A 14,815-nucleotide genomic window follows, 5' to 3' on the forward strand; every position below is an offset into this window, starting at 1 on the left:
TCCCTCTCCTAATTGTCCAGACCCTCATCCATTCTCAGTCGAATCTCTGACGGGTCATCGAAATCGCTTTGTCTTCATTATCAGTCACCTGTCAGGGAACATCAATGCAACCAAAGTAGAACAGGTGACCTAAATTCTTATTTTTATAATTTCTTTAAGAATAAAGTCTCAGCCCTGTCTGGCAAGACCGATTCTGACTCAGCGAAGCAGAAAAGTTCCGATTGCCTGACCCGCAACACTTACCTCTCTTATGCGGATTTGTTAACCTGCTTGCAGTTAACAGTATATAAGAATATTTCGGGGCACTGCGCCCCGTACAACAAGAGGCCAGCCCCCAACACTCAAGGGAGTGTTTACGTAAGAGTATTACTGACAGGATGTCGTTCAACAGGGCCTTCCTCCCCGAAAAACACCCCCTGTCCAGTGGTCATAAAAATTAATAATACCGCGACACAGAAAGTGCAGACTGCACTCAGAGGCAGGTTATATAAGTGGCACGAAAAAAAGCGTCTTCCAACCTGAACAATAATTTTGAGCAGCGAACGCAGGAACTCGGCGAGCAGATCTGGGGTCTGCTGGAACGCCGCGAACCGACCATGTTCGAAAAGCGCTGGTGGGACGATCGGATTCTCTCCTGGGCCATGGCCGATGAGTCCGTCAAAGTGCAGATGTTCCGTTTCGTGGACGTTCTGCCTATGCTTCGCTCTCATGAATCCATCGTCAGGCACCTGCACGAATATTTTGAAGATGTCCGCAAGCATCTCCCCTGGGCGGCCCGCATCGGCCTCGAGCTTTCGACACCGAATTCGGTGCTCGGCCGGGCCCTGGCTCTGAACGCCCGCTCCAATGCCCGACGGATGGCCAGCCGGTTTATCGCGGGTTCGACGGTCGATGAAGTGCACCGCACCGTCGATCGCCTTCGCAGTGAAAACTTTACCTTCACGCTGGACCTGCTGGGAGAAGCGGTTATCAGTGAAATGGAAGCCGAAGCCTATCTGCAGTCGTATCTCGATCTGATCCGAGGCTTGGCCCCCCGTGTCCGCAAATGGTCCGAAAATGTGCAGCTCGACTGGGACAACGAGGGGCACCTGCCCCGCACGAATGTTTCGATCAAACTCTCAGCGCTCTGCAGTCAGTTCAAACCGACCGATCCCGTCGGCACGATGGCAGCGGTTCAGCCCCGCCTGCGAACTCTGCTGCGACAGGCGATGAAATACGACGCCTACCTGCACGTCGACATGGAACAGAATTCCTACAAACCACTCACGCTGGAAATCTTTAAACAGACGCTGATGGAACAGGAATTCCGCGACTTCGACAACGTGGGGATTGTGATCCAGGCCTATCAGCCTCAGGCCGAAGCCGATCTGATGGATCTGCTTAAATGGGCTAAAAAACGCAAGACCCCCGTCTGGGTCCGGCTCGTCAAGGGGGCCTACTGGGATTACGAAACGATCACTTCCCAGTACCGCAACTGGCCGATCCCGGTCTTCCAGGAAAAATGGGAGTCGGATGCCAACTACGAAAAGCTGACGCAGATTCTGCTGCAGAACTTTGAATGGCTCAAACCCGCGTTCGGCAGTCACAACATGCGCAGCCTGGCTCATGCCATCGCAGTCGCGCATGAACTGGATGTCCCCCCTTCCGCGTATGAAATTCAAATGCTGTACGGGATGGGCAAAGAACAGGCACAGGTTTTTGCTGAAATGGGCCATCGGGTCCGCATCTACACGCCGTTCGGCGAACTGATTCCGGGCATGGCCTACCTGGTCCGCCGCCTGCTGGAAAATACTTCTAACGACTCATTCCTTCGACAAAGCTTTACTGAGAACGTCAATCTGGAGACCTTGATGATGAACCCGTCCGATCACGCCAGCAAATCCAACCGGAACAAAGCGGCTGCCGAAGAAAAGCATTTCCAGAACGAACCGCTCACCGATTTCAGTCTGGAAGAATCACGCCAGAAGATGCAGGAAGCACTCCAGGCCGTCGAAGATCAGTTCGGCAAAGAATACCCCCTGCTGATCAACGGTCGTGCCATCGATACCAAAGCCACTCTCACCTCACGCAATCCGTCTCATCTGTCGGAGTCGCTGGGAACCATTTCCTCAGCCTCCGCCGACGATGCGATTGACGCCATTGACGCCGCCCGTCGGGCCTTTCCCGGCTGGTCCAAAACCGAACCTCAGTACCGGGCCGAATACCTGGAACTGATTGCCGCCAACATGCGACGCAAGCGTTTTGAACTGGCCGCCTGGATTGTCTTCGAATGCGGTAAGCCCTGGGAAGAAGCAGACGGCGACGTCGTCGAAGCAATTGACTTCTGCATGTATTACGCCGACCAGATGCGGAAACTGGCCAACCCTCAACACTGTGATGTTCCCGGCGAAGAAAACGTTTACTTCTATCGCCCCCGTGGTACAGTCGCTGTGATTGCTCCCTGGAACTTCCCGCTGGCCATTCTGACCGGCATGACCACCGCGGCACTGGTCACCGGGAATACCGTAGTCATGAAACCCGCCGAACAGTCTTCAATCGTCGCTGCCAAACTGATGGACCTGATTCACGAATCGGGTATCCCCGATGGCGTTGTGAACTTCCTCCCCGGCGTCGGTGAAGAAGTCGGCCCGGAACTGGTTGGCAGCCCCGATGTGGAGATGATCACTTTCACCGGTTCCCGCGAAGTCGGACTGTCAATCAACGAAGCTGCCTCCGAAACCGATATCCGCCAGAAGATGGTCAAACGGGTTGTCGCTGAAATGGGCGGCAAGAACGCGATCATCGTCGATGATGACGCCGACCTCGACGAAGCCGTCCTGGGCGTGATTCACTCCGCCTTCAATTATGCCGGCCAGAAATGCTCTGCCTGCTCGCGGGTGATCGTGCTGGAATCCATTCACGACGCGTTCGTCAGTCGTCTGGTAGAAGCGACCAAGAGTCTGAAAATCGGCCCCGCGGAAGATCCCGGCACCATTGTGGGTCCGGTCATCGATCAGGAAGCCCGGCAGCGAATTCTGGAATACATCGAAATCGGAAAAGAAGAAGCCACGCTGGCGCTGGCCTGTGATACGTCCGAACTGGAAGAGGAAGGTTACTACGTCGGCCCGCATATCTTCACCGACGTCGATTCCACCTGCCAGATCGCACAGGAAGAAATTTTCGGCCCGGTTCTCGCAGTCATGAAAGCCGAAGACTTCGAGGAAGCCATCACCATCGCCAACGATACGCCGTACGCTCTGACTGCCGGCATCTTCAGCCGCAGCCCGGCTCACCTGCAGAAAGCACGCATGGAACTGATGGCCGGTAACATCTATCTGAATCGCAACATTACCGGTGCGATGGTCGAACGCCACCCATTCGGCGGATTCAAAATGTCAGGCATGGGGAGCAAAACCGGCGGCCCCGATTACCTGCTGCAGTTCCTGGTTCCCGTCAACGTCACCGAGAACACGATGCGACGCGGATTCGCTCCTGCCGCCATCAGTGAAGACGAAGAAGAATAACCTGGTCATTTACGCCTGATAACCAAGATGAGGTTATCAGGCGACTGGAATTGATTAACACATTTTGTCCAGTGACAATCAGACCGCGTCCCCATCTGCGGTCTGTCTCCAATGCCGATTCTTACCGCGGCATCCCTTCAATAATCAGGAGGGAATCACCTGCAGAATGACAGGAAATTTCACTCAACGTCACAGTTATTTGGGTTCTAGTACGACAGATTGACACTTCACCCTCAAATAACAATCTCACCGGATGCGCCTCCCAAACCGTATTCTATACTTTGGAACTTGGTAGAGGCACAGATGTTCAAATCAGCTCCACTCGTTGCACGGAGCTCCCTGCCGAGTCAGTACAAACAGGACGACAAAGTGAAATCTTTGTCACCCGCGTTATAAACAAACTGACATTATGCAGAATCATTTAGCAAAAACCGGCCAGCTATACCACAATATGAAATTGCGCATCCTGATACCACTCGTGATAGCCATCATGATTCTGATTGGTTGTGGTCTGTGGGGCATGTACTGGCAAACGCAAAAGTCGATCAATGAGAACGTGCAATCTCGCATCACTGGCGCCAGTCGTGTTTTATCAAATCAACTCGAAGACGATGCGGCCCATCTTATTGGATATCAGCAACTCATCGCGACTGATAAACAACTCCAGCAAGCCTGGCTGCACAAAGATCGCGAGGCACTTCTCCGCTATGCTGCTCCGATCTATGAAATGATCCATGCATCCAGCAAAATCACACACTTTTACTTTATTGATCTCGACCAGACCTGCTTTCTCCGCGTCCATCGCCCGTCTGAGTTCGGGGATACGATCAACCGCGAAACAACCCAGCAGGCTGTCCATACCGGAAAAACATCCTACGGCATTGAACTGGGTAAATTCGGCCAATTCACCCTCAGAGTTGTAAAACCCTGGTTCATCGACGGAAAACTAGCCGGCTATTTCGAGCTGGGAGAAGAAATCGATCACATCACTCCCAAGCTCTCTGAGATCCTGGGTGTCGAAGTTTTCATCGCCATTGATAAACAATTTCTCGACCGCAATCAGTGGGAAACGGGGCTCTCCCAACTGGACCGTCCAGGAGACTGGGACCAGCTCTCGAATCTGATCATTATCGACCAGTCACTCCCGCAACTCCCCGACGGGTTAATTCCCCTGATCGACTCTGGTGAGATCAACCGCACACCGTTTTCTCTCACATCGGAATCAACGAAGAAAAAATATTGTGGAGCGATTCTCCCGCTGAAAGATGCCAGCGACCAACAGGTAGGCCAACTTGTGATCCTGGATGATATTACCCGGAAAGCGGCATTCCTGGGGAGAATGGAAAGCCTGCTGCTGCTGGCTGGTTTAACGACTGGTCTGGGGCTGTTCAGCATCTGCTATCTCTATCTCACTTCTTTATGGAAAGCCTCCCGGCAACTTGTACGATCGGCGAACATGGCCGGCAAAGCCGAGATTGCCACCAGCGTCCTGCATAATGTGGGGAATGTACTCAACAGCGTGAATGTCTCTGCCAGTGTGATCCAGGAAAAGCTCAGCCAGTCCAGTGTTCACAATCTGATGAAGGGCATTGATGTGATGAAACAGCATATCGAGGACATCGGCGACTTCGTCACCCGGGATGAACGGGGAAAGCATCTTCCCTGTTACCTGATTGACGTCAGCCACCAGCTCTCCAGTGAAGAAGATTATATTCTTGAGGAAATCAACTCGCTGATCCACAACATAGACCACATCAAATCGATCGTCGCTTCACAACAGATACATGCCAAAACCGATACGGATCTGATCAAAGTCTTCTCACTGAATGAACTGCTGGAAAACGCAATCAAAATTAATCTGGCTTCGATGGAACGGCACGCAATCAAAGTGGTACGAAAATTTGAGAATATCGGCCAGATTTACGGCAAGCAACAACTGCTGCTGCAGATCATGATCAACCTGATCAGCAATGCCAAATATGCGTGCCTGGAAAGTGAAAACCAGAACCACGAACTCATCATTCGAACGCATCGCGTGGGCGATGAGCGGATTGTCATTCAGGTCCAGGACAACGGTGTGGGAATCCCTGAGGAAAACCTGACCAGAATCTTTGCACACGGATTCACAACACGATCAGAAGGACATGGCTTCGGATTACACAGCGCTGCAATCTCTGCCGTTGAGCTGCATGGCAAACTGACTGCCGCCAGCAATGGCCCCGGAGCCGGTGCCACCTTTACACTGGAAATCCCCTATCAAAGGGCAGGAGTGAAACAATGCACGACATAATGGAATCGCGTAACCGGCGTATCCTGGTTATTGACGACAATGAATCAATTCACGCTGACTTCCGGAAAATACTGAACCACACAGACAATCGGCCCTCTTTCAGCAATTCTTACACTGCCCTGTTTGGAGAGGAACCGGAATCCGGTAACAATGAGTTTTCTTTTGAAGTCGATTCCGCCTCCCAGGGAAAAGAAGGCCTGGAGAAAGTTCAGCGTTCGCTCCAAAACCAGCAACCCTATGCGATGGCCTTTGTTGATATTCGCATGCCCCCCGGCTGGGATGGCATCGAAACGGTCAAACACCTGTGGGAAGTCGATCCCGACCTGCTGATTGTGCTCTGCACTGCATTTAATGATTACAACTGGAATGAAATGTCGCATGAACTGGGCAGCATGGACCGCTGGCTCATTCTGAAAAAACCATTTGAAAGTATCGAGATCCGACAGCTTGCCGCCTCCCTCACCGAAAAATGGGACCTGGCCAGAAAAGCAGAACTCAAAGTGAAAGATCTGCAGTCCACGATCGGTACCACCAATCGTAAACTGGAGGCCTTCCGGAAAGCAGTCGATTCGGCAGGTATCGTAGCAGTCCTCGATCTCCAGGGCACAATCCTGGAAGCCAATGACAATTTCTGTCGGCTCTCCGGATACTCAAGGGAGGAACTGGTTGGCCAGAATCACGATCTCGTGCTGTCCGAGCATCATCCCCCCGAGTTTTTCGATGAACTGTACTTAACGATAGAACAGAACAGGATCTGGCGCGGTGAGATCTGTAATCGCGCCAAAGATGGCTCTCTCTACTGGGTCGACACCACCATTGTTCCTATGCTGGATGAACACGACAAGACAGAAAGCTATTTCACTTTACGAATTGAAATCAGTGAAAGAAAACGGCTGCTGGGACAGCTGCGCACCCAGGCTTACCATGACGCCCTGACGGGATTACCCAATCGCGCCGCCATCCTGGATGACATTCAGCAGGCCATCGATCGCAGTGATCAGCACAAATTCGCGTTACTGTTCCTGGACTTCGACCGGTTCAAACTGATCAATGACAGTCTGGGCCATGATAAGGGTGACGAACTCTTACAACTGATCGCACGACGTCTCTGCACCACACTCAGAGCTACCGATCAGATCAAGCCGGCTCGGCTGGGCGGAGATGAATTTGTCATCCTGCTGAATGGACTTGCCAGTTATTCCGATGCCACTCGGGTCGCAGAACGACTGCTGGAGACCTTCTCGCAAAGCTATCAGTTAGGCTCACACACCGTTTACTCTTCGGCCAGCATTGGAATTGTTACCAGTGATTACGCTTATCAATCTGCACTGGAAATCCTCCGCGATGCCGACCTCGCCATGTACAAAGCAAAAGAATCAGGTCAAGGCGCCTACGTTGTCTTCGACCAGACGATGAGAGAACAGGTTCAGGTACGCATGCAGGTTGAAAGCGACCTGCGGAATGCGGGTTCAGAAAATGAATTCGCGCTCTTCTATCAGCCGATTGTTTCACTGGATTCAGGCAAAATGGTGGGAGTCGAAGCACTGATCCGTTGGGAGCACACCGAATACGGGCTCATCAACCCCGACGACTTCATCCCGGTTGCTGAAGAGACCGGGATGATCAATTCCATTGGTTCGTGGGTCCTTGAAGAATCTTGTCGGCAGTTTGCGCACTGGACAAACACCTTCGGCCCCGCGGCCCCTGCCTTCATCCATGTTAATATTTCAAGAAAGCAGCTGCTTGATCCGGAATTCTGCACGTTTGTTGAACAGATCACCGGGAAGTATGCGATCCCCGTGGGTTGTCTGCATCTGGAAGTCACCGAAAGCCTGATCATGCAGGATCGCCTGCTGATCATTGACTCATTACGGAAGCTGAAGAGCATGGGAGTCAAAATTGATATGGACGACTTTGGGACCGGCTATTCTTCCCTGGCATGCCTGCACGAACTCCCTCTGGATGTCCTCAAAATCGATCGTACTCTGATCTTGAATGTAAAAGAGGCACGTGATTATGCAGCGCTGATGCATGCTGTCCTGGTCCTGGCTGACAACCTCCAATTAAAAGTAGTCGCCGAAGGAATCGAAACCCACGATCAGTTGATTCTGTTACAGGCCCTGGGATGCGAATATGGACAGGGCTTTCTGTTTTCTCGCCCCTGTCCTGCCGATGAATTACAACGATTCTTTGGTGACCAACCTGACTGGAACAAGCAGTTCCTTCCTCTGCCTGTCTCGGCATTCATGAACTGAATGCATCCCTCTCAAAACTGAACTATATCAACTGATACTTTTGGGGACACAGACGAAAACAGAACGGACCGATTCCAGGCAAACGGCAATCCGTTTATGACTTCATTTTTCCTGAGCCGGTTCTTCGGGCAGGAATTTTTTAAACTCCTGCAGGTGCTCTGCTTTTCCGATCAGCTCCGGTGTCAGCAGCCCTGCAAAATAGATGGGGAGTTCCGGTTTCGTCTGCAGATTTTTGATCAGCCAGTTCAACCCTGCAGTTCCCTTGACGAGCACGATGACGCTGACTTCCTCCTTTTCCACCATATGTTTTTTTGCAAGGATATGCGGCGAATCGCCGAGCCTTTTTGAAACGTATTGCTTTGAAGCGGGGATCGTACTGGCAGACTCATCGCCGAACATGAGGATATACACGCCCCGCGCGCTGTATTCTTCTCCATTGGGTGGATCTGAGCCTGTCAGCTGTTTGTAGGCACTGTCCGCCTGCTGCAATGCGATGTCAGACAACTTCTCATGGTCACGTAATGCCTCCGCAAACAGAGTTGAGAGAAAATACTTGTCATCTGCATGGTCCCGCACACTCCATAAAATGCGCGTCCGCATGTTTCGATTGGTCGTGTCGTCGAACGGCGGTGCCATATAAACGCCAAAGATGGCCCGCAGAATATTCCTGGTCTTAGCGGTCCCCAGCCCAAACCCGTAATAGAGAGCCGCTTTCCGTACCTCCTCAGGACCTTTCGGATCAAGCGCCTGAAAAAAGATTTCAGTCAGACGGGGATCGCGGGGCCACCCCAGTGCACCGGAGAGCCAGCCCAGCATTATATTCGGCTGATAGGAACTATGACGGAGCCCGAATCGAAACGCTTCCAGTAATTCGCGGTCAGTGAGTGTCAGTTTTTCCCGATTGTCATACAGCTGATCAAGCTTCTTTCCCGCCGAGGCATCATCAGCAAAGTAGGACTGAAAATCGGGAGCGACATAATCCTCCGCCTGGTAGGCATAAGATTTATCCACAGGCGGGCGCGTGTAAGCAGGCAGTCTGCTGGCAGGCGCGTCTTCTGGCAGAAAACGCGCGAACTCCTGGAGCCGCAGCTCCTGTAGAACCCGTGCCGAAAAGAGTTGATTGAAATCGATTTTCACATGCGTCAGTTTCGAAAGTCTCTCCACCAGTAACGCGCGCTGCCGGTAGCCTTTCACTAATGCCACTGCCGTTTCATGCCCCTGGTCCACGCGTGTTACAAACCCCAGCAGCGAGGCTTCCCGGGTACGTAAGATCTTTTCAACCATTTCCCGCAAAATCTCAGCAGCCCGGGGATGCGTGGCAGAAAGATCATCCCGATGAAAGCCAACCACCCACAGTCCCGCTTCATCAAATCGATTCAATTCAGGCGGTTCCGTTTTAAATACTGCCTGGTAAGTTTCCAGCGCCGCCCCGACTGTAGAATCATCCAATTTCTTAAAATCATCCAGCAGCCCCAGCAGCAATTTCCTGGTCTGCTCTTTATCGCCATACGTCTGCATGCCCCAGGCGATTCGCTGTTGCATCTGCGCACTAAGCATGGGGTACTGCTCCATCAGCATCCGCACAAGGTTAGCTGATCGCCGTTTTACCACCGTGGGACCATGATACAACGCATAATGTGCGATATCGCCATCGTCGCTGGCACTCGCCTGATACATCAACTCAATGGCACGGGGATCCTGTTGCTCCCGGTTCCAGATATATTGATTACCGACCTGCCCTAACAGGGTCGTACGATACTTCGAGCAATGACGCAGTCCGCGTCGAATCAAAGCCAGACGCGCATCAATGCTCGTAACCTTCAACTTTCCTTCCAGCATCAGATCAAGCTCTTTGCCCGCTTCTATGTCGTCCGGAAAGAAAGCTTTGAAATCCGGAGGAACATAGCGATCCGTGCGGTTCCAGGCAAACGGGGATTCAATTCTGAAGGGGATGACTTCATCAAAGGAATCATCCGCCGCGTTGAGCGGGTGACAGGTTGAACCTGCCAGAAAGAGAACCGTTGCGATCAGCAGTACTCCAAAACGGGACTTCAACTCAGAGGCCAGCTTCATCTCACTTCCTCCCTCATTTGAAAGTCAACTGTTTCAGTCAGGCGGGATCAATCAAAAACCGCCGTCCCCACCTTCACCCATGTAGCCCCCTTCAGGGACATCCATATTCGTGTAGTTGGCAAACCGCATGGAAGACGCCCGCCAGGTCAGGTTGATGATCCCGGTCGGACCACTACGGTGTTTCGCCACGACCACTTCCGCCAGACCGGGGCTGTCTTCCGGATCGTATTTGTCCGGACGATGCAGAAACATGATCAGGTCGGCATCCTGTTCGATGGCACCACTTTCTCGCAGGTCAGCCAGTCGAGGGCGTTTGTCATCGCGTAATTCGACACCACGGTTCAACTGTGCCAACGCGATGATTGGCACATTCAGTTCTTTACACAGCCCCTTCAGACGGCGGGTAATCGATGCAATCTGCTGTTCACGAGGCATCGTTTTATCTTCCGGTTCAATCAACTGCAGATAGTCGATGATAATCAGCCCCAGGTTGCTCAGTCGCTTCAAACGTCGGCAGATCGCGCTGATTTCCTGGATGGTCCGCCCCGGTTTATCATCAATATACAGCGGCATCTCACTCAGTTCGGAAGAGGCTTCCATCAGGCGATGGCGTTCATCGTCTTGCAGATCACCGGCACGCAGCGAGTGGCCATTCACGCCGGAACGGATACAGAGCAGACGTTCGGCCAGCTCGAGTTTGGACTGTTCCAGACTGAAGATGATCGTCGAAGTCCCCCCTTCGTCGGCCGCCGCTTCGGCAAAGTTACAGACCAGCGCCGTTTTTCCCATGGAAGGACGAGCCGCCAGAATAATCAGTTCGGAGGGCTGAAAACCATTGATCTGGGCGTCCAGATCCAGGAAGCCCGTCGTCAAACCGGTCAGCGTGCCATCTTTTTGAGAGCGTTCGTGAATTCGGTCGAAGGCATCCATCAGGATGTCACGGATCTCGATCTTGTCCCCTTCTCCCTGCTGTTCCAGAATGCTGAAGATGCTCTGCTCGGCCTTGTTCAACACGTCCAGCGTGTCTCCCTGCGGCGCATAACTTTCACGGATGATTTCCGTGCAGGAATGAATCAGGGTCCGTTGTACCGATTTATCTCGGACAATTTTCGCATAGTATTCGGCATGCGCCGCGTGCGGCACACTCTCCAGAATTTCGTGCAGGTACATGACCCCGCCCGCTTCTTCCAGTTCGCCTTTCGAATCCAGCTCTTCCGCGACGGTCACCGCATCGATACCGCGCACACCGGCATCATGCAGACGGAGGATGGCAGAAAAAATCCGCGTATTTTTATCGCTGTAAAACTGGTTGGCTTTAACAATCGATACCAGATCGTCAATCACCACGTTATCCAGGAGAATCCCGCCGAGCACCGCCTTTTCCGCATCCAGGTTTTGCGGGGGCACCTTGCCGAACAGCTCTTCGACAGATTCCTGTTTCGGGCGGCGAAAATTTCCTTTACCGGCAACTGACATAACCATCCCCTGGTTCTGTAGGCATTAAGAAGTGAGCTCTCTCTGCAGTAAAACGGCACACAGCCTGACTGATTCAGCGAGAAGCGGCAAACATCTGCGAATCAGTTCGCACTGCTTCTCAGATCATATATAACAAAAAGAGGCCCGGCAATATACCGGACCTCTCGCTTATTCGGGAAACTCGATGTGGTAATTTTTTGCTTACCAGACCGGGGTTCAGCTCTTTTCTGCAGTCGGTACGACCCAGACTTTGACTTCGGTTTTGACCTTATCATGCAGCTGCATTTTGACGGTATACATCCCCAGTTCTTTCAGAGGACCTTCCAGGCGAATGCTTTCGGCATCAACGTCAAAACCACCCTCTTTCAGAGATTTGCTGATGTCAACGGCAACGATGGAACCGTAAAGATGGCCATCTTCGTTGGCATTGGCTTCCATGGTCACGCTGTGCTTGCTCAGTTTGTCGGCCAGATTCTTGAGTGACTTCAGACGGTCTTTTTCGAGTTCAGCCATCCGCTTCTGATGCTGCACGACCATCCATTTGTTGTGATCGGTTGCAATCGTTGCCAGACCGTATGGCAACAGGAAGTTACGGGCATAGCCAGGTTTCACCCGGACAATATCACCCTGCTCACCAAGGCTTTCCACTTTTTCAGCCAGTAATACTTCGACAGATGATTTAGTACTACCAATGACAGCGGTGCTACGTTGTTTACGAACCATTATCAGTCACTTCCGTAATTTTTGTTTTATACAATCGTTTTAAAAATACTGTTACCTGCTGTGCAATTCACCAGCAACCCGGTGCCGATTAGAAAGGCACATCGTCGTCAGGAATTCCACCAGGAGTGTCATCGTAAAAGGAATCTGCCGCACTGGAACCGCCACCCTGCGAAGGAGCGTTTCCACGTGAAGCATATCCGCCACCACCACCCGATGGTGCGCCACCAGATTCACCTTTGCCGCCCAGCATGGTCATGTTTTCGCCGACCACTTTGAGCTTACTGCGTTTTTGTCCGGACTCTTTATCATCCCACTGATCCAGTTGCAACCGACCTTCAATCAGCACGGAACGCCCCTTGGTCAGATATTCGCTGGCAACTTCTGCTGTCCGCCCCCATAACGTCACATCGATGAAGGTGGTTTCTTCCTTACGGGAATTGGAGTTCTTGTCAAACCAGCTGCGATTTACCGCGAGGCCAATTTCAGCGACTGCACTTCCACCCGGTGTATAACGCACCTGTGGGTCACGAGTCAAATTGCCTACCAGAATGACTTTATTAAAACTGGCCATCATAGGCCTCCCTGAGGTTGAATGTTATAAGCGGGAACATTCCAAAAGAACTGTTTCTGAATCATCGAACCGCGATGAGACACTAGTCCTCGTCGTCGTCGTCCAGCGCATCGTAATCTGCTGCATCCACATCAGCATCCCCTTTACCGTCTGCGGCAGCAGCTTCTGGTGCAGAACTGGGATCGATCGCAGAGACCATCGCATCAAACAGGGTTTGAGGCTGTTTGATGACCATTTGACGAATCACAATGTCGCTCAGGTGGCAGGAACGGGTAATCAGATCCATACCGCTACCTGGCATCGTGAAGTACACGAGATAATGCAGGCCTTTCATGTGACCTTCGATCTCATATGCCAGTTTTCCATCCTGCCAGGGACGATGTGCCACCACTTCGGCACCAGCCTTCTCCAGGATTTCCATCAGATGAGCAATAGTCCCTTCGTGATCAGCGGCAAACTTGCCACTGTCCAGCAGGAACATTCCTTCGTAATTTACCATAACTGCTTTTTTTTCTGTTACAGACAAGACTTTTCTCCCGGAATAATTTGGCTGATGTATTTCAGCCAGATTGATAACCCAATTCTCATTTATTTTTATTGCCGGTTCAACCAAACCGGGATCTGTTTACTCAGGTGCATTGACCTGGTTCATCGCCATTTCCAGTCCCTGCTGAACCCAGCACTCAATCCCTCGGGCAGCGTTGTCCACTGCCGTCGCGATCAGTTCGAATTCCTTTTTTCCCTGGAATCGGCCCAGAACATAATCCGCTGCTGAAAATCCGGCAGGAGGTCGTCCCACACCCACTCTCAGGCGTGGCACATCCTGAGTACCCAGCTTCTGAATGATATCCTGTAATCCTTTTTGTCCGCCTGCTGAACCAGAGCCCCTTAAACGGAGTCGGCCGACAGGCAGATTCATATCATCACAAACGACCATCACATCAGTTGCTGGCAGTTTGAAAAAATTTGCCACAGCGGCAACACTGCGACCACTTAAATTCATAAATGTTTGTGGGGCAACAAGTAACACCTTATCGCCGCCACAGGAAATCTCAGTGACTTCCGCTTCAAACTGGCTTCGTGAACCGGGAGTTCCGTGCCACTCTGCCAATTGATTTAACACTTCAAACCCGACATTGTGACGCGTTCGTTCGTATTTTTTACCGGGATTCCCCAGCCCTACGACCACTTTCACAGCGACACCCGCCAGATTTTAATTACTTATTCAGTTCCAGTCACACCCGGTGATCTTACTCTTCTGTTGATTCTTCTGCTTCAGGTGCTTCGGCTTCTTCACCCGCAGGTGCAACTTCTTCAGCACCGTGAGCAAGAACATGCACAACAACCAGTTCGGGATCATTGTGAATCTTACAGCCACGAGGCACTTCAATATCACTGACATGAACGGCATCACCAATTTCCAGTGCATTGATTCGCACGGAAATGTAATCCGGAATGCTGTGAGCCAGACAGTCCAGTTCCAGGGCATGCAGAGGCTGTTCCAGAATACCACCGTCAGTCGCACCTGGTGAAGTTCCCCGAAGTCGTACGGGAACTTCCAGAGTGACTCGTTCTGAAGCGTTAATCCGCATCAGGTCCACATGCAGAATCTGTGTTCCGAATGTATCCCACTGCAGATCCCGCAGCATGGTTTCTTCTACTTTACCATCAACGTCGATCTCGAACACGCGTTCGCGGTTTTTGATCAGATCCTGCAGATCGTGCTCATCCACGCTCAGATGAGCAGGTTCCTGACCGTGGCCATAGACCACTGCCGGAATCCGACCAGCACGGCGAATATGTCGACTTTCGATCGAGCCTAATTTTTCACGCTTCGAAGCACTGATTTTCTGCAATACAAAATCGTCTGACATTTCCCAACATTCCTCGAGGAGTGATTAAACGACTCACGCCGAACCACTCT

At 51.8% G+C, this 14,815-nt stretch carries 10 protein-coding genes; 3 read left to right on the top strand and 7 right to left on the bottom strand.

The window, feature by feature from the left end:
• Positions 1-491 precede the first annotated feature (491 nt).
• From pruA to ACN0YN_RS07085, 3 genes are all read left to right on the top strand, one after another.
• A complete protein-coding gene (pruA, locus tag ACN0YN_RS07075) occupies positions 492-3,503 on the top strand; it encodes an L-glutamate gamma-semialdehyde dehydrogenase (protein WP_417384302.1) in 3,012 nt (1,003 codons plus the stop codon).
• A gap of 409 nt (positions 3,504-3,912) precedes the next feature.
• The gene (locus tag ACN0YN_RS07080) at positions 3,913-5,793 is read left to right on the top strand and encodes a cache domain-containing protein (RefSeq protein WP_417384303.1); all 1,881 of its coding nucleotides are present in this window, start codon (positions 3,913-3,915) and stop codon (positions 5,791-5,793) included.
• A complete protein-coding gene (locus ACN0YN_RS07085) occupies positions 5,781-8,048 on the top strand; it encodes an EAL domain-containing protein (RefSeq protein ID WP_417384304.1) in 2,268 nt (755 codons plus the stop codon). The genes ACN0YN_RS07080 and ACN0YN_RS07085 overlap by 13 nt, the downstream gene beginning before the upstream one ends.
• A gap of 102 nt (positions 8,049-8,150) precedes the next feature.
• Here ACN0YN_RS07085 and ACN0YN_RS07090 read toward each other — a convergent pair whose 3' ends face one another.
• The 7 genes from ACN0YN_RS07090 to ACN0YN_RS07120 all read right to left on the bottom strand — a co-directional run bounded on the left by ACN0YN_RS07090 (position 8,151) and on the right by ACN0YN_RS07120 (position 14,765).
• Positions 8,151-10,121: a hypothetical protein gene (locus tag ACN0YN_RS07090; protein ID WP_417384305.1), complete on the bottom strand. Its 1,971-nt coding sequence runs from the start codon at positions 10,119-10,121 to the stop codon at positions 8,151-8,153.
• Between the two features lie 51 nt (positions 10,122-10,172).
• Entirely contained in the window at positions 10,173-11,597 is a 1,425-nt protein-coding gene (dnaB, locus tag ACN0YN_RS07095; RefSeq protein ID WP_417384306.1) for a replicative DNA helicase, read from the bottom strand.
• Positions 11,598-11,813: 216 nt separating this feature from the next.
• Positions 11,814-12,320 carry a 50S ribosomal protein L9 gene (gene rplI / locus ACN0YN_RS07100; RefSeq protein WP_417384307.1) on the bottom strand — a complete coding sequence of 169 codons (507 nt, stop codon included), beginning with the start codon at positions 12,318-12,320 and terminating at the stop codon, positions 11,814-11,816.
• An 88-nt stretch (positions 12,321-12,408) separates the two neighbouring features.
• Positions 12,409-12,891 carry a single-stranded DNA-binding protein gene (ssb, locus tag ACN0YN_RS07105; protein WP_417384557.1) on the bottom strand — a complete coding sequence of 161 codons (483 nt, stop codon included), beginning with the start codon at positions 12,889-12,891 and terminating at the stop codon, positions 12,409-12,411.
• Between the two features lie 82 nt (positions 12,892-12,973).
• A complete protein-coding gene (gene rpsF, locus ACN0YN_RS07110; protein WP_417384308.1) occupies positions 12,974-13,390 on the bottom strand; it encodes a 30S ribosomal protein S6 in 417 nt (138 codons plus the stop codon).
• 126 nt (positions 13,391-13,516) lie between these two features.
• Entirely contained in the window at positions 13,517-14,086 is a 570-nt protein-coding gene (pth, locus tag ACN0YN_RS07115) for an aminoacyl-tRNA hydrolase (protein WP_417384309.1), read from the bottom strand.
• Between the two features lie 55 nt (positions 14,087-14,141).
• Positions 14,142-14,765 (bottom strand): 50S ribosomal protein L25, encoded by a 624-nt coding sequence (locus tag ACN0YN_RS07120; RefSeq protein ID WP_417384310.1) that lies wholly within the window; start codon positions 14,763-14,765, stop codon positions 14,142-14,144.
• Positions 14,766-14,815 lie beyond the last annotated feature (50 nt).

The organism is Gimesia sp., assembly GCF_048260065.1.
GTDB lineage: Bacteria > Planctomycetota > Planctomycetia > Planctomycetales > Planctomycetaceae > Gimesia.

What these genes read in the sequence shown, in the direction of transcription:
- ACN0YN_RS07080 (WP_417384303.1), top strand. Translation starts at nt 3,913, where the DNA reads ATGCAGAATCATTTAGCAAAAACCGGCCAGCTATACCACAATATGAAA.
- ACN0YN_RS07085 (WP_417384304.1), top strand. Translation starts at nt 5,781, where the DNA reads ATGCACGACATAATGGAATCGCGTAACCGGCGTATCCTGGTTATTGAC.
- ACN0YN_RS07090 (WP_417384305.1), bottom strand. Translation starts at nt 10,121, where the DNA reads ATGAAGCTGGCCTCTGAGTTGAAGTCCCGTTTTGGAGTACTGCTGATC.
- dnaB (WP_417384306.1), bottom strand. Translation starts at nt 11,597, where the DNA reads ATGTCAGTTGCCGGTAAAGGAAATTTTCGCCGCCCGAAACAGGAATCT.
- rplI (WP_417384307.1), bottom strand. Translation starts at nt 12,320, where the DNA reads ATGGTTCGTAAACAACGTAGCACCGCTGTCATTGGTAGTACTAAATCA.
- ssb (WP_417384557.1), bottom strand. Translation starts at nt 12,891, where the DNA reads ATGGCCAGTTTTAATAAAGTCATTCTGGTAGGCAATTTGACTCGTGAC.
- rpsF (WP_417384308.1), bottom strand. Translation starts at nt 13,390, where the DNA reads ATGGTAAATTACGAAGGAATGTTCCTGCTGGACAGTGGCAAGTTTGCC.
- ACN0YN_RS07120 (WP_417384310.1), bottom strand. Translation starts at nt 14,765, where the DNA reads ATGTCAGACGATTTTGTATTGCAGAAAATCAGTGCTTCGAAGCGTGAA.